Annotated in this window: 18 protein-coding genes; 5 read left to right on the top strand and 13 right to left on the bottom strand. The window is 51.4% G+C overall.

Going from position 1 to position 25,934, the window contains the following annotated elements:
* Positions 1–27 precede the first annotated feature (27 nt).
* The 12 genes from NSCA4_RS0105450 to NSCA4_RS13800 form a co-directional block, all read right to left on the bottom strand.
* Positions 28–1,920: a polysaccharide biosynthesis protein gene (locus NSCA4_RS0105450; RefSeq protein ID WP_016687197.1), complete on the bottom strand. Its 1,893-nt coding sequence runs from the start codon at positions 1,918–1,920 to the stop codon at positions 28–30.
* 192 nt (positions 1,921–2,112) lie between these two features.
* Entirely contained in the window at positions 2,113–3,288 is a 1,176-nt protein-coding gene (locus NSCA4_RS0105445) for a DegT/DnrJ/EryC1/StrS family aminotransferase (RefSeq protein ID WP_016687196.1), read from the bottom strand.
* Positions 3,281–4,063, bottom strand: a complete 783-nt coding sequence (locus NSCA4_RS0105440; protein WP_016687195.1) for a formyltransferase family protein — start codon at positions 4,061–4,063, stop codon at positions 3,281–3,283. The genes NSCA4_RS0105445 and NSCA4_RS0105440 overlap by 8 nt, the downstream gene beginning before the upstream one ends.
* Before the next feature lie 48 nt (positions 4,064–4,111).
* Positions 4,112–4,798 (bottom strand): HAD family hydrolase, encoded by a 687-nt coding sequence (locus tag NSCA4_RS0105435; RefSeq protein ID WP_016687194.1) that lies wholly within the window; start codon positions 4,796–4,798, stop codon positions 4,112–4,114.
* Positions 4,785–5,759 carry an ATP-grasp domain-containing protein gene (locus NSCA4_RS0105430; RefSeq protein WP_016687193.1) on the bottom strand — a complete coding sequence of 325 codons (975 nt, stop codon included), beginning with the start codon at positions 5,757–5,759 and terminating at the stop codon, positions 4,785–4,787. The genes NSCA4_RS0105435 and NSCA4_RS0105430 overlap by 14 nt, the downstream gene beginning before the upstream one ends.
* Positions 5,746–6,363, bottom strand: a complete 618-nt coding sequence (locus tag NSCA4_RS0105425) for a sugar transferase (protein WP_016687192.1) — start codon at positions 6,361–6,363, stop codon at positions 5,746–5,748. The genes NSCA4_RS0105430 and NSCA4_RS0105425 overlap by 14 nt, the downstream gene beginning before the upstream one ends.
* On the bottom strand, positions 6,356–7,528 hold the full coding sequence (locus NSCA4_RS0105420; RefSeq protein WP_016687191.1) for a glycosyltransferase: 1,173 nt from the start codon (positions 7,526–7,528) through the stop codon (positions 6,356–6,358). The genes NSCA4_RS0105425 and NSCA4_RS0105420 overlap by 8 nt, the downstream gene beginning before the upstream one ends.
* Before the next feature lie 14 nt (positions 7,529–7,542).
* Complete coding sequence (locus NSCA4_RS0105415) at positions 7,543–8,616, bottom strand: glycosyltransferase family 4 protein (protein WP_016687190.1); 1,074 nt, start codon at positions 8,614–8,616, stop codon at positions 7,543–7,545.
* 13 nt (positions 8,617–8,629) lie between these two features.
* The gene (locus NSCA4_RS0105410; RefSeq protein ID WP_016687189.1) at positions 8,630–9,907 is read right to left on the bottom strand and encodes an O-antigen ligase family protein; all 1,278 of its coding nucleotides are present in this window, start codon (positions 9,905–9,907) and stop codon (positions 8,630–8,632) included.
* 169 nt (positions 9,908–10,076) lie between these two features.
* Positions 10,077–11,495: a lipopolysaccharide biosynthesis protein gene (locus NSCA4_RS0105405; RefSeq protein WP_016687188.1), complete on the bottom strand. Its 1,419-nt coding sequence runs from the start codon at positions 11,493–11,495 to the stop codon at positions 10,077–10,079.
* A 164-nt stretch (positions 11,496–11,659) separates the two neighbouring features.
* Positions 11,660–12,967, bottom strand: coding sequence for a nucleotide sugar dehydrogenase (locus NSCA4_RS0105400; RefSeq protein ID WP_016687187.1), 1,308 nt, complete (start codon positions 12,965–12,967; stop codon positions 11,660–11,662).
* A gap of 437 nt (positions 12,968–13,404) precedes the next feature.
* Positions 13,405–13,866 (bottom strand): nuclear transport factor 2 family protein, encoded by a 462-nt coding sequence (locus tag NSCA4_RS13800; RefSeq protein ID WP_255265281.1) that lies wholly within the window; start codon positions 13,864–13,866, stop codon positions 13,405–13,407.
* Between NSCA4_RS13800 and NSCA4_RS16015 the strand changes: the two genes are divergently transcribed.
* Positions 13,763–13,972 (top strand): hypothetical protein, encoded by a 210-nt coding sequence (locus NSCA4_RS16015; protein WP_255265278.1) that lies wholly within the window; start codon positions 13,763–13,765, stop codon positions 13,970–13,972. The two genes, NSCA4_RS13800 and NSCA4_RS16015, sit on opposite strands and share 104 nt — an antisense overlap.
* 7 nt (positions 13,973–13,979) lie before the next feature.
* Here NSCA4_RS16015 and NSCA4_RS0105390 read toward each other — a convergent pair whose 3' ends face one another.
* On the bottom strand, positions 13,980–14,636 hold the full coding sequence (locus NSCA4_RS0105390; RefSeq protein ID WP_016687185.1) for an NAD(P)-dependent oxidoreductase: 657 nt from the start codon (positions 14,634–14,636) through the stop codon (positions 13,980–13,982).
* 120 nt (positions 14,637–14,756) lie between these two features.
* Between NSCA4_RS0105390 and NSCA4_RS0105385 the strand changes: the two genes are divergently transcribed.
* The 4 genes from NSCA4_RS0105385 to NSCA4_RS15020 form a co-directional block, all read left to right on the top strand.
* Positions 14,757–15,647 carry a LysR family transcriptional regulator gene (locus NSCA4_RS0105385; protein ID WP_016687184.1) on the top strand — a complete coding sequence of 297 codons (891 nt, stop codon included), beginning with the start codon at positions 14,757–14,759 and terminating at the stop codon, positions 15,645–15,647.
* A complete protein-coding gene (locus NSCA4_RS0105380) occupies positions 15,644–15,922 on the top strand; it encodes a GIY-YIG nuclease family protein (protein ID WP_016687183.1) in 279 nt (92 codons plus the stop codon). Before NSCA4_RS0105385 ends, NSCA4_RS0105380 begins: the two co-directional genes overlap by 4 nt.
* A 166-nt stretch (positions 15,923–16,088) precedes the next feature.
* The gene (locus tag NSCA4_RS0105375; protein WP_016687182.1) at positions 16,089–16,709 is read left to right on the top strand and encodes a hypothetical protein; all 621 of its coding nucleotides are present in this window, start codon (positions 16,089–16,091) and stop codon (positions 16,707–16,709) included.
* Positions 16,710–17,673: 964 nt separating this feature from the next.
* Positions 17,674–25,934, top strand: an 8,261-nt coding sequence (locus tag NSCA4_RS15020; RefSeq protein ID WP_141565458.1) for an ESPR-type extended signal peptide-containing protein, incomplete at its 3' end; no start/stop codon positions are given.

Below are 25,934 nucleotides of genomic sequence, written 5' to 3'. Positions count from 1 at the left end.
GAATGTTTTGCTTTATCGGTAGGGTGTTTAATGTGTCTGCTGCCAAACCAAATCGCAAATATCGTCTTTGGGATTAAAGCCTGCGGGGGCTTCGAGCAGCAGGGCGCGCAGGGTTTGTTGGTCTGAATTTGAGCACGCTAAGTCCATACGCATAATTATGTCATTTAATTGTGCCCATGGCAGCATTACTTCGCTGGCGGTCATAATTCGGGGATGAGTGGTTTTTTGTACTTCGTCTCCAATAAGCAACTCTTCGTAAAGTTTTTCGCTCGGACGCAGTCCTGTAATTTTAATTTCGATATCGCCGTCGGGATGTTGGGCATCTTTCAATTTCAGGCCGCTAAGCGTAATCATTTGTTTGGCTAAGTCAATGATTTTAACAGATTCGCCCATATCCAACACGAATACGTCGCCTCCTTTGCCCATTGCGCCCGCTTGAATGACGAGTTGGGCGGCTTCTGGGATGGTCATGAAGTAGCGGGTGATGTCTTGGTGGGTCAGAGTGATGGGGCCGCCTTCGGCGATTTGTTTTTCAAATACCGGCACGACAGAGCCTGAGGAGCCTAAAACGTTGCCAAAGCGTACCATACAGAAGCGGGTATATTGGTTGGGTTCAGCCGCGAGTGCCTGCAGGCAGAGTTCCGCCATGCGTTTGCTCGCTCCCATGGTGTTGGTCGGGCGCACGGCTTTGTCGGTTGAGATAAGCACGAAGGTGCTGACGCCGGATTCGACGGCGGCTTGGGCGCACAAGAGCGTACCGAAGACGTTGTTGCGTATGCCTTCGACAGTGTTGAACTCGACCATGGGGACATGTTTGTAGGCGGCGGCGTGATAGACGGTTTCAACGCCGTACGCGGTCATGACGCTGATCAGGCGTTCTTTGTTTTGTACGGAACCAAGCAGGGGCACGACTTCGATTTGACTGCCGGCGGCTGCCTGAGTTTCACGCAATTCTTTGTCTATGCTGTACAGGGAGAACTCGGACAGTTCGAACAGCAGCAATTTGGACGGGCGGCATTTCAGGATTTGGCGGCAGAGTTCGGAGCCGATGGAGCCGCCCGCACCTGTCACCATGACGGTTTTGCCGGTGATGTCCGCGCCCATGAGTTCGGGTCGCGGGGCGACGGGGTCGCGGCCGAGCAAATCGACGACGGAGATTTTTTTCAGCGCGCTGACTTTGATTTTACCGTCCACCAAGTCTTTCATGCCCGGAATGGTCAGCACTTCGCATTTGTATTTTTCGAGGCTTTGGATGATGCGGCGGCGTTCTTCCTGAGTGGAGCTGGGGATGGCGAGCAGGATTTTTTCCACACCGTAGCGGTCGATGAGCGATTGGATGTCTTCAGGACCATAGACGGTCAGGTCGTAGATGACGGTGCGGCGGATTTTGGGGTTGTCGTCCACAAAGGCGACGGCGGAATATTCGTTGACCTGTTTGATGGCTTCCAGCAGTTGGCGGCCGGATTGTCCTGCGCCGTAAATGATGACGGGCGCCATTTGTTTTTTGTGCCGGTCGGTCAGGATGGCGCGCAGAATCATGCGCGAACTGGTGATACAGACGACCAGCAGCAAGAAATAAACGACAGGCAGGGCAAGGTGTAGCTTACGTTCGAAAACCAAGGTGGTCAGGCAGAACAAGACGGCTGAAATCAGGCTGCCGAATGCGGCGGCGGTCAGGACGCGGGTACTGACGAAGCGGGTAACGGCGCGGTACAGCCCCAGTCTGACGAATAGGGCGATGGTCAGTATGGCGGTCGAGCCGAACGCCAGCCAGTTTGCCAGACTTGCCCATTCGTCGGAGTATTGTGCACGGAGGCTTTGCGCAAACCAAAAGGCGATGAAAATCATCAAAACGTCGTGGATGACGAAGAAGGTTTTTTTGACGTTGCGGGGCAGGGATAACAGGGTTTCCAAATTCATTTTGGTATGTTCTGAATAATGTTGTAGGTGGGTTTCAGACGACCTCGGTCATGCAAAGGTCGTCTGAAAAGACGTTTGTTGCTACGGAGCATTGGTTTTCCGTATGTGTCGGCTGATTGCCGGTTCCCTTTTTTATTTTGCTGAAGCGGTAAACCGCCGCCGTCCCGATGATACGGGCACGGCGGTTTTGCTTTATGCCGTAGCTTCTGCCAATACGGCTTCGATGTGTTCTTTGCAGAACGCGATTTCGTCGTCGGTCAGCGTCGGGTGCACCAAAAACATCAGGCTGGTGTCGCCCAGTTCGACGGCGTTTTTCAGTCGCTCTTTGGGTCGCCACGGCGTGTTGTCGAAGGCTTTTTCCAAATAGACTTCGGAGCAGCTGCCTTGATAGCAGGGGACTTTGCGTGCGTTCAGTTCGTTCACGATGCGGTCGCGTGTCCAGCCTTCTTTGAGGTGTTCGGGTTTGACGAAGGCGTAGAACTTGTATTGCGCGTGTTCGATGTAGTCGGCGACTTCAATCAGGCGGATGCTGGCGAACTTGCCCAAACTTTCTGCCAACTTGGCGGCGTGCGCTTGGCGGCGTGCCGTCCATTCGGGCATACGTTTGAGCTGGATGCGGCCGATGACTGCCTGCATTTCCATCATGCGCCAGTTGGTGCCGAAACTTTCGTGCAGCCAGCGAAAGCCGGGGGCGTGTTCGCGGTGGTACACGGCATCGTAGCTTTTGCCGTGGTCTTTGTACGACCACATTTTGCTCCACAGCTCTTTGTCGTTGGTGGTGACCATGCCTCCCTCGCCGCCGGTGGTCATGATTTTGTCTTGGCAGAATGACCATGCGCCGACGTGTCCGATGCTGCCGACGGATTTGCCTTTGTATTTCGCGCCATGTGCTTGGGCGCAGTCTTCGATTACCCACAAATCATGTTCTTTTGCCAAGTCCATGATGTCGTCCATTTCGGTGGGCATACCGGCGAGGTGGACGACGATGATGGCTTTGGTATTCGGCGTCAGCGCGGCTTTGATGGTTTCTGCGCTGATGTTTTGGCTGTTCAAATCCACATCGGCAAACACGGGGTTTGCGCCTGCGGTAACGATGCAGGAAGCGGAGGCAAGGAAGGTGCGCGAGGTAACGATGACGTCGTCGCCTGCGCCGATGCCCATTGCTTTGAGCGCGACATCGAGTGCCAGCGTGCCGTTGGAAAGGGCGACGGCGTATTGCGTACCGGCGAAGGCGGCGAATTCTTTTTCAAATTCGCGGCATTCGGTGCCCGTCCAGTAGTTGACTTTGTTGGACAGCAGGACTTTGGAAACGGCGTCGGCTTCTTCTTGGGTGAAGCTCGGCCATGGGGAAAGGGATGTGTTAAGCATTGGCTTTTCCTGCGAAAAGGCTGGTGGAGTCTTTGGGGGCGACTTCTTCCAGCAGTTGGCGGTTGATCAAGGTGTATTTTTGACCGTCGATTTCGACGTATGCGCCGTCGTAAGGCGGGAACCAGAACGCGCGGATTTTTTTCTCCACATCGTCGCCGTCGCGGATTTGCTTCATGGCTTCCATCTCGTCGCGGCTGACGTAGCGGCCGCCGATGTTGGGCGTGGTCGGCAGTTTGGCTTGCGCTTCAATGGCGCGGGCGATAATGCGTTGTGCGAACGGCTCCAATGCCTGCATGGTTTTGCGTTCGAGCGATTGGGCGGTTTCGGCGGCGGGGTCAATGGGGAAGCGGTCCACTTCGATGATTTCGCCGGTGTCGATGGACGCATCGACGTAGTGGGCGGTGCTGCCCCATTCGGACAATTCGTCCATGATGGCGAGATTGTAGCCGCCCGTGCCTTTGTATTCGGGCAACAGGGCAGGGTGGAAGTTGATCGTACCCAAGCGCGGGATGGTCAGGAATTCGTCGCGTAGTTTGCGCCAGTAGAGTACGGACAAGCCCAAATCGTATTTCAGACGACCTTCCTTCATCGCTTCCAAGGCGGTATCGAAAGTGTAGAGCGGCAAGCCCAATTCTTTAGCGGCGGCGGTCGTCGGCGAGCCTTGCAGGTGGCTGTCGGTCAGAACGCCGACGATTTCGATGCCGTCTTGTGAGGATAAGAGTCGGAGTAGGTTGGCGGAAAGCCGTTTACGTCCCATGAATAATATTTTCGTCATGAAATAGTCCTTTTTAGTATCGTGAGTGTACGTTTGATTATGTAATGTTTAAATGCTTGAATTGCCCAAAGATGCTAAATCTTGAAGGGAATCAATCCAAAAGTTGGGATGATATTCTGTGTTAAAACTTTCAGGCAGGTGGCGGTGGATGTTCTGCCCGGAGGGACGCAATCCTATGGTTATCCAGCCTAAAGCGTTCGGCGTGATGAAGTCTTTGGAAATGTTGTCGCCGATATAGATGAAGCAGTCTGCCTTTTCGGCATATTTGTCTTGCAGATGGCGGAAGCGTTTGCCGTCTGGCTTTTCCGAAGCGCAGGCTTCGGAGACGAGGATGTCGTCAAACAGGGAAGACAGACCCAAGGCTTCCAGTTTCAGACGTTGGGTCAGGCTTCTGCCGTCGGTAATCAGTGCGCGTGCAGCGAAGGGCGCGGTCAGTTCGGACAGGAAATTCTGAGAGGCATACGGCGTCAGCGTCGGGCGGTGCAGCCGGTATTGCCATAGAAGAACCTGTTTCTCTGATTCGTTGAAACCGCAGTGGCGGCACAACTTGTCCAGCCAGTCTTTGCCATCGGGGTCGATGCTGCGCCATAGGTCGTCTGAATTCCAATCGGGATACAGTGCGACAACGGTATCGACGACCGCACGGATGCCGGACAGCTTGTATTCGTATTCGGAATACAGCGTATCGTCCAAGTCGAAGACAATGACAGCGGTTTCGGGATTAATCGTTTTCATGAACCAAGACCTTGGCATCGTAGCGCAGCATGATGAGGTTGTTTTCCCAGTCGTCTGAAAACGGGATTTCTTCGTTGCGGAAGTATTCGTGCATCAGCCAGCCCGGGTAATTGCCGCCTGCGGCATACGTCAGCGGGAAGCCGCCGCCGAAGCGGGGGTTGATTTCCACGCCGTAGAATTCGCCGGTTTCTTCGTTGCAGAAGAACTGCGCCGTGATGCAGCCGCGCGCGCCTTCCAATACCGCTATTTTTTCCAGCAGCGTTTGGTAGAGGCTGTTTTTGCGGGTGATGCCTTTGCTGACTTCGCCGGAGCGCACTTCCAAGCGTTTTCGCGGGATGGCGCATTTCAGACGACCTTCATGGTCGTAATACATATCGACGGTAAATTCGGAAAATTCGTTTTCGATATCGATAAGCTCGCAGAACATCAGTTTGGGGTCATCCAAAATTTCAGGTGTCAGGCAGGCAGGCGTGTCGATTCTTTTGGCACCGATGGCGCGGCTGCCGTCGTAAGGCTTGGCGAAGCAAGGGAAAACCAATTTTTCGCGGTCGTAAATTTCGGGCGAGCGTATGCCGTACTGTGCAAACAGGTCGGCAGTTTTACGTTTGTCGCGGCATTGCGCAATAAAGTCCGCATCGGAAACGACGATGTGGATACCAGCCGCCTCGAAGCGGTCGCGTTCATTCGCCAGTTTTTGCAGTTCGGTATCTATGGTCGGGATGATCAAACCGATGTTTTCGCGTACCGCCAAATTGAAAATGCTGTCGATATACGAATCGGAACTGATCAGCGGCACTTCAAACGAACCGTCCGAAACATGGCAGGCGGAAGACATACGCGGTACCAAATCCGTCGTCAAAATCTTGACGTCGTCTGAAAACTTGGCGGCTTCGGTTTGAAAATCCTGTACCAATTCGACGCGCCTTCCCGCGGAAAGGATAAGTACGTTATTTTTTTTCATCTGTGTCATTCCCTGTGAAATACGGCATGGTGGCTTCTCCCTCAGCCGAAATGCCTTCTTTGATAAAGACTTTTTTGACTGTCAAAAACAGGATCTTCATATCCAGCCAAAAACTGTAATGGTCGATATACCAAATATCGTGTGCGAACTTTTCGTCCCACGAAAGCGCGTTGCGCCCGTTGACCTGCGCCCAACCTGTTACGCCCGGTTTCATTTCGTGGCGGCGGAATTGAAATTCGTTGTAAAGCGGCAGGTAGCTCATCAAAAGCGGTCGCGGGCCGACCAAGCTCATCTCTCCTTTTAGGACGTTCCAAAGCTCAGGAAGTTCGTCCAAACTCGTCGCGCGCAGTTTCTTGCCGAAAGGAGTCAGCCGCTCGCTGTCGGGAAGAGGGTTGCCGTCTTTATCGACCGCATCGCGCATTGAGCGGAATTTGATCATTTTGAACGGTTTGCCGTCTTTGCCCGGCCGCTCTTGGGTGAAGAATACCGGTTCGCCCAGGTTTTTGCGGATGAGGTAGATCAAAATCAGAAATACGGGCGATAGGAAAATCAGTCCCGAGGCGGAGGCGACGATGTCAAACAGGCGTTTGAAGAATTTACTCATGGGCTAATCTTTCAATCAGGTTGACGATTTTTTGATACGCCACATCGCGCTTGAAGCGTCGGACGATTTCGTCGGATTGAACGGGGTCGTTTTTGCGCGCCAGAATGTCTTTGGCGGCTCGGACGAAGCTGTCCACATCGCCGGAACGGTAGTCCGCGTGCGGCAGCAGGGTGAGGACTTCGGCAACTTCGTCATTGACTTGGCTGTTTAAAATCGGTTTTTGCAATGCCATGTAGTCGGACAGTTTGTTGGTAATCGACTGCATGGCGTAGGAATGGATGGCGTTGACGGAGATGTCGCAGCCTTTGGCGACCGACATCATTTCGGTGTAGGGGATGTAGCCGTAAAACCGGATGCCGTCGCAGGCGTATTGTTTGAGCCTGTCCAAATCAGGGCCGCCGCCCATGATGTGCAGCTCTACATTTTCGCCGTCGTCCAACAGTTTGCGGATGCCTTTGCACACGGTTTCCACGTCATAGCTGTAACTGAGCGTACCCAAGTAGAAGAAACGGGTTTTGCTGTCGCCGAAGTCTTTTGCCGGCGCGGCATCGAGTTTCGGAAAATCCGCACCGATATAGACGACTTCGCCGGGTACGTTCGGATTGGCTTCTTTGGCGCGGTCGAGGTAGGTCTGCGACACGGCGACCAGCGCGTCGGCGTAGCGGTAGGCACGGTTGGCGCGGGAGGAGAAGGGCAGCAGGTTGTGCGGTATTTTTTTCAAAAACGGCACGACTGAGGAGAAAGACTCAGGCCATACGTCCTGCACGTCGATAATCAGTTTATAGCCCAAACGCGCTTTGTGTTCGCCCAAAAGCAGGTTGGTGGCAATCAGCGGGTAGGCGGAAAAGACGACGTCTTGCTCGCCCGGACGGCAGTTGTTCAGCCATTGCTCAAAATGTTTGACGAACACATGATGGCTTTTGACACGGTCCAGCGAGACGTTTTTGCCGTAGCCGCTCTCTTCCAGCAGCATGACTTTCAGACGACCTTGCGAAGCAGATTCGGCATCTTCAGGTCGTCTGAAAGATTTGTCGTAGTGTTTGAAATTGCTGGTAATCAGCAGCACGTCATGAGACTGCGACAACAGCTCGGCAAGATACCAGAAGCGGTTGAAATGCGGCTCGGACGGCAGCGAACAGTAGGGGGCGACAATGGTGATGTTCATATTTTCAGACGACCTCACATATCGTAAGCGGCCATTGTGGTGCGATAGATTTCATCATCGGAACACAAGGTCTCAACGTGTTTATGCAGGGCTTTGCCCATTTTCTCGCGCAGCTCGGGTTGCTTGATGAGTTTATCGACGGCTTCGATAAAGGCTTCGTCTTCGCCGAAGGGGTAGCAGTATCCGGTTTCGCCGGTAATGACCATTTCGGAAATGCCGCCCATGTTGTAGGTCACGACAGGCGTGTCGTAGAGACCGGCTTCAAGGATGTTGTTGCCGACGCCTGCGCCGTGGTCGCCGATACAGTGCGGCGTGTTCACCAAAATATCCACATCTTTGAAATAGCCGGTCAAATCGCGCACACCGCCGAGAAAGTTGACTTTGTCGTCTATGCCCAGACGTTTCGCTTGCGCCTTCAGATTGTCCATCTCTTCGCCTATGCCCGCCACGTTAAGGCGTACGGGCATATTGCGGTCAATCATTTTCTTAAAGATGTCCAACATCACATGCACGGCGCGGACGGTGTCCAAGCGCGACAGGGTGCCGAGCATGACGTACTCTTTGGCGGTTTTTTCAGGAACGTAATCAGCTTTGTGCAAAGCGTTGTAGGTGTAGGCAATGCGGTTGGCAGGGAAGCCGTGGCGGATGAGTTTTTCTCGTTCGTGTCTGCAGTTGCCGATGATATATACGCCCAGCTTGTCGAAAAGTTTGGCGATTTTCGGATAAGTTTCAGCATCCAGACCGCGCGCGTGGTAGAACACTTTGGTTTTGGGAGAAGCTATTTTTGCTGCGATGGCGCAGGCGGGAACGATGCGCGCCATTTGGCAGTGGACGATGTCGGGTTTTTCCTGTTTCAACATCTTCATGTAGGCGAACATGCCCTTGATGTAGCCCAAGATGCCGCCCTGATAAAAATCAATAGGACGCCATTGGATGCCCAAGGCTTGGGTTTCTTTGATGAGCGGGCCATCGGAAGAGGCAAGGACGACCTCGTGGCCGCGCTGCCTGAGCAACCGTCCTAAGCGGAAGGTCGCGTTTTCAGTGCCGCCGAGGCCGGACATGGAAGTAGTCAAAACAATTTTTTTCATAACGTGTTTTCTATCAAGGGGTGTATCGGTACGCGTTATACGCCGCATCGCGCTGGGGCAGGACGCTGTACAGGAAAATCAAAAAGCAGGGCAGCCAAATGAAGGGCATACGCAAAATGGTGGACGGGATAAAACCTGCCAAAAGGAACAATCCCATTGCTGCCAACCCAATGACGCGCTGCTTGCTTTTCATATTCCTGCCTGCGGCGACGCAGAAGAAATAGTATGCGGCATAGAAAAAGAAAGCTGCCAACGAAATCAGGCCGAAACCGAGATATAGCTCGATAAGGAAGCTGTGCGGGTTTTCAAAGGCCAGACTGTCGCTCAAGTGGCCGCCGAAATATTCTTGGAATTTTTTCGGACCATAGCCCAACAGCAGGAATGGCGGATGTTCCCAGAAATAGTTATAGATTTCCTGACGATAGCCGACCGAATTGTCGCTTTCCAAATCAAATAGGAATAAATACAGGCGTGAGGAAATATTTTCCAAAAAGGCATTGCCGTGCAGGGAGAGCAGGAAATCAGCAATGTAATGTTTCGGAATCATCGACAAGCCCGCGCCTGTAACGCCTATGGTCATCAGCGTAAACAGCCCGTTGTTACGGTAAATCAGGTTCAGGATAAACAAAATGATGTAACACAAAGTGGCGGTACGCGACGCACTGGCAAAAATGACTACGCCTAAACATAAAAAAAGCATCCAGCCGAGCAAATATTCTTTTTTACTGACGTCAATATTGAAAAATACTAAAACGGCAGGTGCGAAACAGAGGGCGGTCGTGCCTAAGTTGTTAGGGTTAAAGAAGAAACCTTTAATAATCCCCGCGTCAATCGCCAATACTTCATCTGCTTGAACGAATTGGATGCCGGTCAAAATCTCCACAGCGGGCGGGATGATGATGAATGCGCAGAAAAACAGCAGTAGGCGGCGGATAAACGCCGCCGGATTTTCATGCCGGCTCAATACCAGGTACAGCAGATAAAACAGGCTGGGTAGGGACAGGAAAAAAAACGTATCCATAATCCTGACCGAATCCAGCGTGGTAATAAACAGATGGATGCCGCCCCAACCGCACATGATGGCAAGCGCCGCCAGCATTTTGCCTGCTTTGCCGTTGAACCGTTTGGACTCTAACGCAAAAAGCAGCAGGGCGGTAGGCAGCAGCAGGATGGTCAGGGGATTGTCGATACGCGGAATCCCGGCTTTGTACGACAGCATCGGCCCCAGCATATAGGCGGTTGAAATCGTGTATATCAGCGTAATGTATAAAGTTTGTGTTTTGAGTTTCACTTTGTTTCCTGAGGTGGGACGGTTTCGGAAATATTATTATATGCAGAAACAATTTGTCTGACCGCAGAATCCGACTGAATGCGTCGGTAATGCATTGGGCGGTATATCGGCCGAAAAGTTTCAGTTCCGATGGTTTTGTGTCTGTTTGAAAACTGCTGCTTCCTTTGGATTATCTTTTCAGACGACTCTTGACAGCAGCTGCTGCTGAAATAAGGGATGACTTGCGACACCATATCAGATAAGAAAGTCCTGCCAGCCAAAGCAAGGCGAACAACGGATAGTTTTCCTTTGTGCCGAAATAGGTGTAGCTCACACAAAGCAGTACGCTCAAAGCAGTATTGGTATAAATTTTCAGCCGCGGCAGAGAGCGCCATACCCTAGATGAAAATTCGGTTTTGATGACGCAAAACACCCAAAACGATATTGCGCTCGCTATGGCCGCACCACGCGCCCCCAAATGGGGAACCAGTAGCGAGAGCAGACCGAAATTGATGGCAAAAGCAACAATGTTGACTGCTGTAATCAACCAAGTCCGTTTGACAACGTTCAATCCGATACCGCTGACTTCCGTAAGCGTATAGAACAGCGGATATAACATACATGAGAGCAGTAAAAACTGTACCGTAGCGTATTTGTCGGGCAATATCCAAGTAACGACGGGCGAGAAAATGCCGATAAAACAAATCATCGCACTGATTAATTCGGTCATCGAAAGAGTGATGCCGCCGATTTTATCCAAATGGGTTTTGTTTTCCACCCATTTGAACACCAAAGGCGCCCAAATGGTTGAGAATACGCTTTGAAAAATCAGGGCAACCGCGCCGAAGCTGACCGCCATCGAGTAAATGCCAAGCTCATCCAAACCCGCCCACTGTTTGAGCGCAAAACGATCGATCGAGGTCAATCCCCAATAAGCCAAATTTCCAAATGCCAAGGGCAAGCCGTAGCGCAGGCTTGCATGATGGGTTTCAGACGACCAAGGAGCGCGCGCAGCAGCGCGCAGTTCATGTCTGGTTTGGTATGTCAAAACGGCGACAGTCAATACTTGCGCCACGGTGTAGGCAAGAACAAGACTGACGGTATCAGTTTCGACACCGCTGAAAACGAATAACAAAACCAACGCCAAAATCAGGAATTTCGGTGTAAGTTGGCTGAGGGAAAAGGCGACGGCTTTTTCCTGCATCCTCAGTATCAGGGAGAGAAACCGCGCAAAAAGGCTGGTCAACAGGAAAATTAAAAACAATAAACCCAGGGTTTTATCTTGCAAATCAAAAATCAAATCTGCCGGCCAAGCCGTATTCCATACAAGCACTGCCAAAATCACGACAATCGCCAAAACGAAAGGTGACAGGCTGATGGATTTAAACAGGGACGCTTTGTCTTTGGCGGCGTAGTATTCGCGGATATACGCCTGATCCAAACCCAGCCCCAAAATCAGGATGGTCAGGCCGGAGATGGTTTGCAGTAAGACGATGCGGCCGATGTCTTCCGCAGGGTAGTACCATGAAATCAGCGGAAGCGAGAGGATGCCGAAAGCCGCGCTGCCTATCGGGCCTAAGGCATAGCCGAGTATTTTTTTTATATTCATAAATAGGTGGGGTTTGTTGCAGCCGAGATTTTCAGACGACCTGAAAACGCAGCCGCGTCATGCAAATAAGAGCTTTCTTAGGTCGTCTGAAAACAAACGGCCTAAGAAAGCCGACTGCCTGCCGAAACCCGTCGGCAGGCAGTCCGCCTCAATCGTCAAAGGTATTACGCTTTCACGACTTTCGGGTTTTTCGCAGGGAATTTGCCGCGCGTATCGACAATCAGTTTGGCGTGTTCGGCAATCATGTCGTAGTCAAACTTATCGTGGTCAGTGGTCAACACCACGCAGTCGTATTTCGCTACGGTTTCCTGCGTCAGCGGCTCGCTCTTCAGGTCGAAGTAGTGGTGGCCGGGGATGTACGGGAACTCAAGCACGTGCGGGTCGGAGTAGGAAATGTTTGCCCCCAATTTGTGCAGGCGGTCCATCACTTCCACAGACGGGCTTTCGCGCATGTCGTCCACATTTTTCTTGTAGGCGATACCCAAAACCAAGATTTTGCTGTCTTTGATGGAACGGTTGTGTTCGTTCAAAGCCAGTCCCACTTTGCCGATAACGTAGTCGGGCATGTGGGAGTTCACTTCGCCTGCCAACTCGATGAAGCGGGTGTTCACGCCGTATTCGCGCGCTTTCCAAGTCAGGTAGAACGGGTCGATGGGGATGCAGTGTCCGCCCAAGCCCGGACCGGGATAGTAGGCGACGAAGCCGAACGGTTTGGTTGCCGCGGCGGCGATGACTTCGTGAATATCGACATCCATTTTGTCGGCGACGATTTTCATCTCGTTCACCAAACCGATGTTCACGGCGCGGTGGATGTTTTCCAGAAGCTTGGTCAGCTCGGCGGCTTTGGTGGAGCTTACCGGTACGACTTTGTCGATGGCAGGCTGATACAGCGCGATACCGACTTCCAGACAAGCAGGGGTATGGCCGCCGATGACTTTCGGGATGGTGCGGGTTTCAAAATTCGGGTTACCCGGGTCTTCGCGTTCCGGAGAGTAAACCAAGAACACGTCTTTGCCGACTTTCAGACCGCCTTCTTCAACGCGCGGCAGCAATTCTTCTTCGGTCGTACCGGGGTAGGTGGTGGATTCCAAAGACAGCACTTGACCGGCGCGCAGGTAAGGTTTCACCGCGTCGGTGGTGTCGATAACGAAGCTCATGTCCGGCTCGCGGTATTTGTTCAACGGAGTCGGTACGCACAAAATCACGGCTTCCACTTCGCCGATGCGGGAGAAGTCGGTGGTGGCTTCAAACAGGCTGTTTGAAGCGGCGGCGATTTTCTCGGCAGGAATATGCTCGATGTAGGTCTCGCCTTTGTTGAGTTTGTCGACTTTGGTTTTGTCGATGTCGAAGCCCAAAACCTGATAACCGATGTCCACATAACGGAGCATCAGAGGCAGGCCGACGTAGCCCAAGCCGACGATACCGATTTTGGCGGTTTTATCTGCAAATTTCTGAATGGTGGTATTTTTCATGATAGGTCTCATGTGATGGAAAACAAACCGACGCGACCATGTCGGACTCGCGCCGTGCCTGCCTGTGGAGGCATTCAGGGAAAGAGGAGGAGTTGTTCGCAGGTTTAGAGTAAAAGGGGAAAAAAAGTTTTACGCCTTATATAAAAACGGCGCGAACAAAAAATGCAGTATTATAATATATGCATATATTATAAAACAATGATGACGGAAAGAAAGAAATCTTGTTGTTTTTAATGTATATTATTTCGTTAGTTACAAAAATTTGCATTGTAAATACAAATGATTTGCCGATTGTAAATTCCAAAATATTTTCGTAAATTAACCAAGGTTAAGATTTTTGTAAAACCGGACGTAAAATTATAAAGGTCGTCTGAAAACCTTAAAAATTGGGTTTTCTGACGACCTTTGCACATTTGGCCGTATCGCTTCAAGGCATTTTAAAACATAGAATGCCCGCCCACTGTTTTTTCCGGTACGGATTGAATCACGTCCCAATGTTCGACGATTTTACCGTTGCGGTCGAAGCGGAAAATATCGACGACCGCTTCGCCCCGGTCTTGGGCGGAGGTTTGGCTGAAGACGTGCATGAACACCAAATCGCCTTCCGCCGCGATACGTTTCACTTCGGCGCGCGAGCCGGGATTTTCTTTCAAAAACGGGGCGAAGGCGTCAATAAAGGCTTGTCCGCCGTCGGCAACGGTCGGATTGTGCTGGATGTAGGTTTTGCCGACATATTTGCTGACGGCTTCTTGCAGTTTGTGTTGGTTGAATGCGAGGTCGTAGAAGGCAAGGGCGTTGGCTTTGTTGCGTGCCTCTTGGGTTTGCGCGGCTTTGGTATGTACGGGTTTGGCTTGGGAAGCGGCGTATGCGGCGGTCGATGAGAGAGCTGCTGCGGTCAGTAAGACGGCGATGATTTTTTTTATTTTCGATTTCCTTTTGGTTTGGGGGAGGGAAAGGTCGTCTGAAAACTTGATTTTTAAGGTTTTCAGACGACCTTTGCTCTAGACAGCGGTTAAGCGGCGGCAACGGTAAAGCGTTCAAACAATTGCGTTTTGTTTTCCGCGTCGTCGGCGATGGCGACCGCCAGATCCGCTACGCTGATGCCTGCCGGAATTTCACCGTCCATCAGCAAATCGTCTTTGCCCAAGCGGTATTTGCCGGTTTTGTCTTCGCCGAACCCGCCGTCCGCGCCCAGTCGTGCCGGAGGGGAAACGAAAGACCAGTTCACATCGCGGCGCGGCAGGAGTGCGGTCAAGAGATGGCGTGCGGCATTGGCGCCGTCGTAAATGGCTTTGGGGAAGTCGGGCGTATCGACAACTTGCAAATCAGGCGCGACATACAGGCTGCCCGCGCCGCCGACGATTAAGAGATACGGCACTTGCGCCGCTTTTGCCGCTTCGACGATGCTGTTTGCGCCGCGTGTAAAATCCGCGCCGATATTGGGATTGGTCCAGCCGGGATTGAACGCGCTGACCACAGCGTCAAAGCCTGCCAGCTTGTCGGCGAAATCTGCCGCGTTCACGTCTGCGGAGACGGCGGCAACATTTTGCGCTTGGAACACTTTATCCGTATTGCGCGCGAAAGCGGTAATTTCATGACCGCGACCTGCTAATTCTTGAACGACTGCGTTGCCGACATAACCTGTTGCGCCGATGACTGCGATTTTCATGTTTGACTCCTTGTTGGGATGTGATTGATTAGATGAACGCATTGTAAGGTCGTCTGAAACGCTTGATAATCCCTGATTTGCTGTTGTTATTGTTAAGTTGAACTAAGTAATAGAAATAGAATGCAAGACATCAAACCCCTGCTCGTTTTCGCCGCCGTCCTCGAACACGGCAGCATGAACGCCGCCGCCGCTGCGCTGGGCATGACCCCGTCTGCCGTCAGCCAGCACATCAACCGCCTCGAAACCCTGCACGGCATCAAGCTGTTAAACCGCAGTACGCGCAGCCTTGTGCCGACCGATGCCGGCAGAGCCTTGGGCGAATACTGCTGCCGCCTCGCCGCCACCCTTGCCGATACGCGTACCATTATCGACAACCTCAAAACCGAACCCGTCGGCGAACTGCGTATTTCCCTGACTTCCACCGTCATCGAGTCCCGCGCTTTTCAGACGGCGTTTGCACGATTGCAAACCGAGTTTCCCAAAATCCGCCCCGTCCTCAATTTCAGCGATACTTTGGACGACCTGCAACACAGCCAAACCGACATCGCCATACGCGGCGGCGACCGCGCCCTAGACGATCCCAATCTGGTCGCGCGTCATCTCGTTACCTGGCAGTACACCATTTGCGCTGCGCCCGATTATCTAGACCGCCATCCGCCCATTACCCATCCCTCGCAGCTTCATGCCCACCGCTGGCTGCACTTCCTGCCCGTCCGCACAACCTTGCAACACGGCGGCGAAAGCTATTTCCTCGACATCGCAGACAGCATTGCCTGCACGCATCTTGCCGCCGTGTGCAGCCTGACCGAAAGCGGTTTCGGTTTGTCTTTGCAAGTGGGCGGCGAAGTTCGGGAAAAAATCGCCCAAGGTCGTCTGAAAACCGTTTTGCCTGAATGGACGCTGCCGCCGGTCAGCCTCTATTTGGTGACGCCTTATCGTGTCCAGTCTGCCAAAACCGAAGCCGCCGTCCGTATCTTTACGGAAAGTTTCGCCAAGGAAGCAGACGCATGAGTGCGGAAAATTGGAGCGTTTACCTGATTTTGTGCGAAAACGGCGCACTCTACTGCGGCATCAGCAACCGCCCGCAAGAACGGTTTGCCGCCCACCTCGCCGGCAAAGGCGCGAAATACACGCGGCTGAACAAACCGACGGCGATGCGTGTCGTTTCAGACAACCTCTCCAAAAGCGAGGCGCTGAAACAGGAAATCGCCATCAAAAAACTGACGGCAAGGAAGAAGAGGGAGTTGTGGGACGAGGCGGCGGAAAATTGTCTCTCTGATCGGTAGTGTGAATGCTACTCGCACGTATATGGAAAAGGTCGTCTGAAAAACGGATTTCAGACGACCTTGATTTTCCGTAATCCGTCGAATTTAACATTCTTAAAAGATAAGTTGAAATTCTCTAACCGGCAGCATAGTATAATGTCCGCTTACCGAAAACCTTCAGGCCGCCATGAAACCGATACCCCATATCCTTGCGGCTGCGCTCTGCCTCAGCAGCTCAGCCGTATCCGCAAATCCCGTTACCTATATCTGCAAAACCGCAAACGGCATTGTCTTTACCAACCAGAAAACCGGTGCCGAATGTACCGTGTCCCATGTTGACGGCAGCGCGACCGTCAGCAGCGAAGAAGCCGACAGCGCCGTTCCCGAAACGGTCAGCCTGAAAGAAGCCATCGGTCAGGCAGCCCCCGAAATCGACGACATTAAAATCCTTCCGCGTCCGGCAGTAAGCAGCGTAACCAACACCGCAGAAGCCGCCAATCCCCGCCTGGATGTGAGACTGCGCAACCAGCCGGATACCAAAGCCGCCAAAGCGCGTGCCGCAGAGATGAACCGCAAAGCGAAAATCCTTCCTGCGCCCGTTGTATCCGCACCTGCGAAGCCCCAAATGTCGCGTAAGCAAATCCTTCAAAAAGAAGTCCGCAACGAACAGGCCGCACTCGCGCGCGCCCAATCCCAACTTGCCGCCGCCCGCCGTCAGGGGGATCAGGCAAAAATCAACCGCCTGACCCGTGATGTCAGCGACAGGCAGGCAAGCATCCGCGCCATGCAGAGCGAAATGGGGCGTTGATTCTTTTTTATTTTATAGCTGTATTGCAATCCACCTTCAAAAGGTCGTCTGAAAAGTAGCGAAACCCGCTATGGATATTTCAGACGGCCTTTTTGCGTTGTTTTCCCGTTTCTGCCATCAAGAGTTTGAAAGACCGGAGTGTAGCGCGGGCTATGCCCGCGAGTGCAGTTGATGGAATTTATGGTGGAAGGGAAGTTGTATTGTCGCGGGCAAAGTCCGCGTTACGGTTTATAGCAGTTTGTTTTAAGAAGGTCGTCTGAAAAAGCATCGGGTTTGCGATGCACGCATTTTCAGACGACCTTTTTGCGTTGTGTTCCCATGTTTGCTGTCAAGAGTTTTAAAGATTGGAATGTAACGTGAGGCTTGCACACAAATGCAGTTGTCGTGAGTCATGGCGGCAGCAAAGTGATGTTCTCCCAAGTTTGGCGCACGTTCATGTCATCAATTCAGTTTCTTGCGATAGAAGGTGATAAGCACAGGGTGAAGGATTAATTCTACAAATCAATACCGTTGCAACGGCATCTTGGATTTATCATCATATTCATTCAAGTATAAATATTTTATAAAACGACATAGCAATAAATTCAATATGAGAGTTTGGCATAAAAATTGCAGTATGACATGTATAGTTCCAATTTGATATGTAAATATACGTCAAAAAATAAAAAAATTTTAGAGATTATCGGGGCTTATTTTATATAAGCGGTAATTTAATGAAGCTTATATACTATTTTTACCGATATAGAAATGTTCTAAAAAATGTATTTAAGTGACAATTAACGTCAGGAAAGTTGATTTTTAATAATATATAAACAAAATAAATGAATGCCTGTCTCATAAAATCCGCGTGTGCCTGAAGAAAAAGATCCGGCGGCGGGGCAGTGCGGGGAGTACGTCTTGTTTTGATTATATATGCCTGAATTCAATCCGATATTTTTAATAAATCCAACCCAGAGAGATTGTTATGAATAAGATTTTCAAAGTTGTATGGAACCGTACCATCGGCTCTTTCGTCGTTACCTCCGAATTGGCGAAGGGACGTGTCAAATCAAGCAGCGAATGTGCTGAAGGGGATGTGCGCGCCTTAGAGGAAGGTCGTCTGAAAACCTTATTCAGGCTGACGGCGTTGAGCGCGGCATTATTGGGATTTTCCGAAGGAGCTTGGGCAGTGGTTGCGCCTACCGCTGCGGTTGCAAATGGTGGAGGTGGTGAAACTGCTGTCAATGGCGCTCATGCTAATGGTACAGGCGCTGTTGCAGTTGGTGCCTATGCGCGTGCAGGAACAAGGGCTGCGCCGCCTAATGGTTTAAACACGGGTGCTATTGCAATTGGTGGTAGTGATCCAACTACAGCTACATATGCTGATGGTAATAATGCGATTGCAATTGGTACAGGTTCAAATTCAAACGCAGCTAAGGCAACCGCTGTTGGTGCGGATACTGTTGCATCAGATCAATGGACTACTGCTTTGGGTGGTCGTGCCGAGGCGAAGGCAAGGGGTGCAACAGCCATTGGTAGTTGGACACAGGCCACAGGCCAATTCGCGGTTGCTATTGGCGGTAGTGACCGCTTTGGGCGAGATAAAAATACAGAATTGAATGACGGCAGTGGCGCGACTTTGGCTTCAGGGACTCGCAGTACCGCCATTGGTCGACGTGCGATGGCTACGAGGGATGATACGCTTGCTTTCGGTACGAATGCGAAGGCTACGGGCATAGATGCGGTTGCTTTTGGAACGAACGCAAATGCATCAATTCTTAAATCGATTGCTATCGGTAAAAATACACAGGCAACGGGAGAGGCTTCTATCGTTATTGGTAGTGATGATCCTCTTTATGGAGAAATTAAAGCAACCTCCAGACAAGGTATTGCCATCGGTACGGGAGCTAAGGCGACAGGGAGGAATCAAGCGGTTGCCATAGGTCCGGATGCCACTGCTTCGGGTCAGCAATCAACCTCCATTGGTAACAATACCCGTGCGGTAGGGGACTCGTCTATCGCCATCGGCGGTGATGACTGGGATATTGCAAAAGAAAGCGTCAATACACAGTACAAAAAATTGACTGGCTCTGATATGGCCGGGGGTTATAAAGGTACGGAAGCGGCTACGGCGGCAGTTGCGGTCGGTGTTAGGGCAGTTGCGAGCGGTTCATTGTCAACGGCTTTTGGTCCGGGAACGACAGCTAGCGGTTTGGGTGCATCAGCATTCGGTGTGGGCGCATCTGCTACTCAAGATAAATCCGTTGCCATCGGTGCGGGCTCGACCACAACCATTAATGCGGAAAAGATAACTACTGCAACTGTCAATGGTATTACCTATGGTGGTTTCGCGGGTACGAACAACTTGACGCATGGGTCACAGGTTTCTTTTGGTACGGCAGGCTACGAACGCCAGCTTAAAAATGTTGCCCCAGGTGCAATCACTGCAACTTCCACCGACGCGATTAACGGCAGCCAGCTTTACGCGCTTCATGCTGGTTCGGGCAATATCGCCAAAGCGGTTGCCGATGCATTGGGCGGCGGCGCGACTGTGAGTACTGATCCTACAAACCGTCAAGGTACGGTAACGTTACCGTCTTATAACGTGCTCAAAGGCAGTGCTACGCCGAATATGGCAGGTAATGGTACAGCTAACTTCAATGCAACTCCTGCTCGGAGCGTCGCTGATGCGCTGACCAATCTCAATACTTACGTCAACCAAGGCTTTACCGTCAAAGATAATGCAGGCGCGGCGAAGGGCATTGTTACGCCCGGCGAAAGCGTGCAATTTGCCGACGGCAATGCGACTACCGTTACCGTTGATACCGAAGCAGATGGTAATACTAAAGTCAAATACGACGTTAAGGTGGACGACAAAACCATCAAGGTTGTTGACGGTAAGCTGACCGGTACGTCGCAAACCCATTTTTACAGCGTCAAAAACGAAGATCAAACTAAAGCCAACTACAACAACGACGGCGCGACAGGCGAAAACGCGATTGCCGCTGGCCCTGAGGCCAAAGCGGCTGCAAGTAATGCGGTTGTAATTGGTAATAAGGCTACTGTTGAGGCGGCCGCAGGCTCTAATTCCACTATTAATGGCGAGACTACGGGTGAAGGCTCGGTCGCCGTTGGTGCTCTAAGTAAAGCAAGCGGCAAGAATGCAACCGCCATCGGTCAGAAAGCAAATGCCTATGGTCAAAACTCGTTTGCAGGTGGTCAGGATACTGAGTCATCAGGTAAATCCAGCGTGGCTGTGGGTGACGGCTCAAGAGCTACTGATGATTCTACTACTGCCGTTGGTCCATATGCCAAAGCTACAAAAGCAGGTGCGTCAGCGTTCGGTTTCAATGCCAATGCTCAAGCAATAGGCTCTGTGGCTGTGGGTCGACAAGCACAAGCTCTGAATTTGAATGCTGTTTCGGTAGGTAATGAAAGCAAAGCAAAAGGAGAAGATACTGTTGCTATCGGTACTAGTGCCGATGCTGTGCAAAATCGGGCAATGGCAATCGGTAAAGGGGCTGTTGCTAATGGTGCTGACACCATTGCATTCGGTGCCGCTACGAAGGCTGATCAAAGATTTGCTATCGCTATCGGCTCGGGCAATAATGCTTGGAAGGAAGATTCTGTTGCGTTAGGACGTGCTGCCAATGCAGACGGCGCGGCTTCGTTGGCGCTTGGTTTGAACAGCCATACACGTTTGGAAAACGCTATCGCTTTAGGTAATGGTGCAAACGCCGATTATAGTAATAGCATCGCCATTGGTACGTCCAGCCATGCGGCTGAATCTACGGCAATTGCTATCGGTAATAACGCACAGGCTTTGAAATATAGAGCCGTTGTTATCGGTGATCAGGCTCAATCCAATAACTCGCGCTCTGTCGTTATCGGCTATAACGCTTCTGCAACCAATCCTGCAATGTCCGCATCCGGACAAGATTACAATCAAACCGTTGCTATCGGTTCATATGCCAATGCATGGGGTGATCAATCCACTGCCATTGGTAACAATGTAAAAGCACAAGGCAATTCTTCTATTGCCATCGGTGCGGACGACTGGGAGAACGTTGCGGTGAAAACTGTAGCCGGTACGGGTAAAACGGTTAAAGAGGTTTATCAAGACTATACCGGCGATGTGATGATAACCGGTCAAAATGCTACTGAACAGACGACCTCAGGCGAAGCTGCGGTAGCGATTGGTACTAAATCAAAGGCAACAGGCGAATTGTCTACCGCCTTTGGTACGGGTACACGTGCCGAAGGCGTTGCCTCTGCTGCATTCGGTATGGGCGCGAAAGCTACTAAAGGTAACTCTGTGGCAATCGGTGCGGGCAGTACGACTGCAACCGATGCAACCAAAGTCAACGAAGCTACTGTCAACAATCTGAAATACTCAGGTTTTGCAGGCGGCAACAATATTAATCCGGGCGACCAAGTGTCTTTCGGTACGGCAGGCTACGAACGTCAACTGAAAAACGTTGCTCCGGGTGAAATCTCTAATACTTCTACCGATGCCATCAACGGCAGCCAGCTGTACGCGGTACAAAACGTTTTGGGCAATACTGCCAAAACTGTTAAAAATGTATTGGGTGGTGATGCTGCAGTCGGCGAAGATGGCAGCTTTACAATGAGCAACATCGGCGGTACAGGTCAAAATACCATCGATGCGGCTATCCGTGAGCTGAATACTAATGCGTACAAACCGTTCAAGCTGACAACAGCGAAAACTGCTAATACCAACGGTACGGTACAAGATGACTCGCTTCAAAACATTACCAGCGGTTCGACCATTACGCTGGAAGCGGGCAAAAATATCTCCCTGCGTCAAAACGGTGCAACCGTCAGCATCAATACCGTCGATAATCCGGAATTCGCGGGCAAAGTTACCGCTAAGGGTGGATTGGATATGAGCGGCAACAAGATTACCAATGTTGCCAAAGGTGATACTGCCGGCGACGCGGTCAATCTGGAGCAATTGCAAGAAGCAATGGCAAACCTGCGCGTCAGCACGCTGACGACTGTCAATAATGATGCGCCGTTCTCTTATATTGATAAAGATGGCAGATTGCTGAAGCGCGAGGTTACCAGAGACCCTGTTACAAGCCAAAAAATCGTATCGTTCAAACATTTGGATGACGATACAACATACACAGGCGATGTAACCATTGCCGCATTAAACCCGACCGATCCGCAAACCACTACTCCGACCACAGTCGGCAATGTGAAGGACGGTGCTAAAGCCAATGATGCGGTCAATGTTTCCCAATTGAACAAAATTGCTGAAGCCATCGGTACTAAAGTGAATCCCGACGGCACGATTACTGCGCCGACTTACAGCGTCATTTCAGGCGACCCTTCAAAAGCAAGCGTAGCTAATTACAACAATGTGGGTAGTGCGCTTACCGCTTTGAGCAATGCTGTACGTACGCCGTTATATTTCGAAGGTGATTCAGGTGAAAAAATCGACCGCTTGTTAGGCAGCACCGTAGCCGTTAAAGGCGGACAAAACAATGCGGATAAATTGTCTGAAAACAATATCGGCGTCGTTGCGGACAAAAACAGCGGCACATTGAACGTCAAACTGGCAAAAGAATTGACCGGCCTGACTTCCGCAGCCTTCAGCGATGGCGTTACTACTGGAGGTACGACCGTTAACGGCTCCGGCGTAACCATTGGCTCCGGCAGCAACCCAGTGAGACTGACTGCTGACGGACTCTCCAACGGCGGTAATAAAGTTACCAACATTGCCGACGGTGCAGTAGATACCGACGCAGCAAGCTACAAACAAGTTAAAGCCGCGAAAACCGAGGTTCAAAAAGGTACAAACGTCGTCAGTGTTACTAAAACCGATAGCCTGACTGACGGGCATGCGGTTTACACCGTCAATGCCAAAGGTGCGGCTGTCTCTGCGGAAGGCGCAGACAACGGTTTGAAACTGACGTCGTCTGAAAATACAACCACCAATGTCACTACCTACAATTTGGATTTGTCAGACAAAACCAAAGCCTCTTTGACAAAAGCCGACAGCGCATTGCAAAACATCGGCGTACAAGTTAACGGCGAAGATGCTAAAACGTTGAATCAAGCTGATTCCAAGCTGAACTTCGTTAATGGCACAGGTACGACCGCCGAAAACAAAGGGGGCGCCGTTGCGTTCAATGTCAATAAATCTACATTGACAGCAGGTACGGACGGTACGGTTAATGCTGGAAAGGCGGGCGATGCTTTCGCCACGGCTGCCGATGTTGCACAAGCCATCAATGAGGCTGTTGCCAACAGCGAAAAAACCAGCGTGGTCGAAAAGGGCGACAATACCCATGTTACTGCTGTGGAAGCAGGTAATAAAACGACCTACACCGTTCATGCTGACAATACAACCGTCAGCGTGAAAGATGGCGGTAAATTGAAGTTGGAGTCGTCTGAAAAAGCAAACGCCAACCAAACCAAAACTACCAACTACGAACTTGACCTTACAGACGCCGCAAAAGCCGAGATTCAAAAAGGCGTGGATGCAAAAGAGATTGTTGACACCAAAGGTATTACCTTCAGTGGCAACAGCGGCTCTCCTGTAACCAAAAAACTGGACGAAACGCTGGCAATTAAAGGCGACAACAAAAATGTGGTTACCGAAGCGGGTACAGACGGCATTAAAGTCAAGCTGAAAGACGACGTTACGTTGAACAGTGTAACTGCCGAGACTTTGAAGGCAGGCGACAGCGAATTGACCGCTGCCGGACTGACTACGCCTAAAGTTACCGCGGGCGACAGCGTACTGACGACCGATGGTCTGAAGATTGGTGATGACAGTTCTCCGAACCAAGTGTCACTGACTACTGCCGGTCTGAACAACGGCGGCAACAAGATTGCCAAAGTAGCCAAAGGTACGGATGCCACCGACGGAGTGAACGTAAGCCAGCTGAGCCCGATTGCCAAAGCGTTGAATACCAGCATTGATCCGGTAACCGGAGATGTTGCAGCACCTGCCTTTACCGTAACCAAAGCGGACGGTACGAAACATGAAGCCGTAGGCACCGTTCAAGACGCATTGAACAAAGTAGGCGAAGAAGTCGGCAAAGGTCTGAACATTGCAGCGGACAACGGCAATGCGGACAAAATCAACCTGGGCGAAACCGTAACCTACACGAGCAAAGATAAAAATATCGTAACGACTGTAGGCAGTAACGAAATAGACTTCAGCTTGGCTGACAAGATTACCGTTGGCAAAGCAGGTCAAAAACCGGTTGTGATTGACGGTACGACCGGTACAGTGAGCGGACTGACCAACACCACATTGGGCGGCACAGACTTTGCGACTTCGAACAAAGCCGCGACCGAAGCCCAGTTGGACGCAACCCAAGTGAACCTGAAAACCATCTTGGGCGGAGAAGCTGAGAACAACAACGGCAACGTAACCACTGCCAACATTGGCGACACAGGCAAAGGCAACATTCACGAGGCGATCAAGTCAGTGAAAGAGACTGCCGAGAAAGGTTGGAAGCTGAAAGTCAACGAAGAAACGTCGTCTGAAAAAATCAGTCCTGATGATGAAGTAGCCATTAAAGAAGGTAAAAACATCAAAGTGACCCGCAACGGTAAGAACATCACCGTAACGACTGCGGAAGACGTTGAGTTCAATACTGTCAATGCTACTACTGCGATTGCAGAAACTGTCATCGCAGGCAACAGCGTATTGACTACCGACGGTCTGAAGATCGGTGCAGACAGTTCTCCGAACCAAGTGTCTCTGACCACTACCGGTCTGAACAACGGCGGTAACAAGATTACCAACGTAGCCAAAGGTGCGGCAGACACTGATGCGGTTAACGTCAGCCAGCTGAACCCGATTGCCAAAGCGTTGAATACCAGCATTAACCCGACTACCGGCGCGATTGAAGCTCCTGTCTTTACTGTAACCAAAGCAGACGGTACGAAACATGATGCCGTAGGTACCGTTCAAGACGCTTTGGATAAAGTGGGCGAAGAAGTCGGCAAAGGTCTGAACATTGTTGCGGACAACGGGTCGTCTGAAAAAGTGAACTTGGGTGATACTGTCAAGTACACAAGCAAAGACAAGAACATCGTTACTACAAGCGGTACAGGTAAAGCGATCGACTTTAGTCTGGCTGAGAAAGTTACCATCGGCAAAGACGCAGCGAACGGCGGCAAACCGGTAGTGATTGACGGTAAAGAAGGTATTGTCAGCGGACTGACCAACCAAGCGTTGGGTGGTGCGGGCTTCGCTACCAAAGGTCAAGCTGCAACTGAAGAACAGTTGAACGAAACTCAAGCCAACCTGGCGAAACTCCTTGGTGGTAACGCGGCCAACGACAAAGGCAACGTAGCCACTAACGACATCGGCGGTACAGGCAAAGACAACGTTCACGACGCGATTGCCGCAGTGAAAGAGACCGTAGGTAAAGGCTGGAACCTGAAAGCCAACGACGAAGCCGACAGCGACAGTGAAAACATCGCTTCAGGCGACACCGTGACCGTGAAACAAGGTAAGAACATCCGAGTGAAACGCAGCGGTAAAGAGCTGACGATTGAGACTTCAGACGACGTCGAATTCGGTACGGTTTCTGCTACTACCGTACTCGCCGACAGCTTCATCTCCGGCAACAGCGTACTGAGCGGAGAAGGTCTGAAGATCGGTGCGGACGGTTCGCCAAGCCAAGTGTCTTTGACCAATGCCGGTCTGAACAACGGCGGCAACAAGATTGCCAACGTAGCCAAAGGTACGGCAGCCACCGACGCCGTCAACGTTGCCCAGTTGAACGAACAACTCGCCGCAACCGAAAAAACCACTACCGTCGCAGCCGGTAAGAACGTGACCGTCAGCGAAAAAGTGGACGGCAACAACACCGAGTACACCGTCAACGCCGACAAGACCACCCTCAGCCAAGCGGCTAATGGTGCGGTTAAAGTCAGCGAAGGTGCGAAAGACGCCGACGGTGTCACCGATTACGCTTTGGATCTGACTGACGAAGCCAAAGCCGACATCGCCAAAGGCGTAGCGGCGAAAGACGCGGTGGACAACAAAGGTCTGACCTTTGCCGCCGACAACGGCACGACCGGTGCGAAGAAACTGGGTGACAGCCTGAGCGTCAAAGGCGACGGCAACATCCTGACCCGCGCCGACGAAAACGGCATCGGCTTCTCGCTGGCCGACAAGATTACCGTCGGCAAAGCAGGCAAAGGCAACAAACCGCTCGTGATCGACGGTACCGCCGGTTTGATTTCCGGTTT

It is taken from the genome of Neisseria sicca 4320 (assembly GCF_000193735.1).
Lineage (GTDB): Bacteria > Pseudomonadota > Gammaproteobacteria > Burkholderiales > Neisseriaceae > Neisseria > Neisseria sicca_E.
Note: the sequence above shows the minus strand (reverse complement) of the source record. Positions and strands in the feature narration are given on the sequence as shown.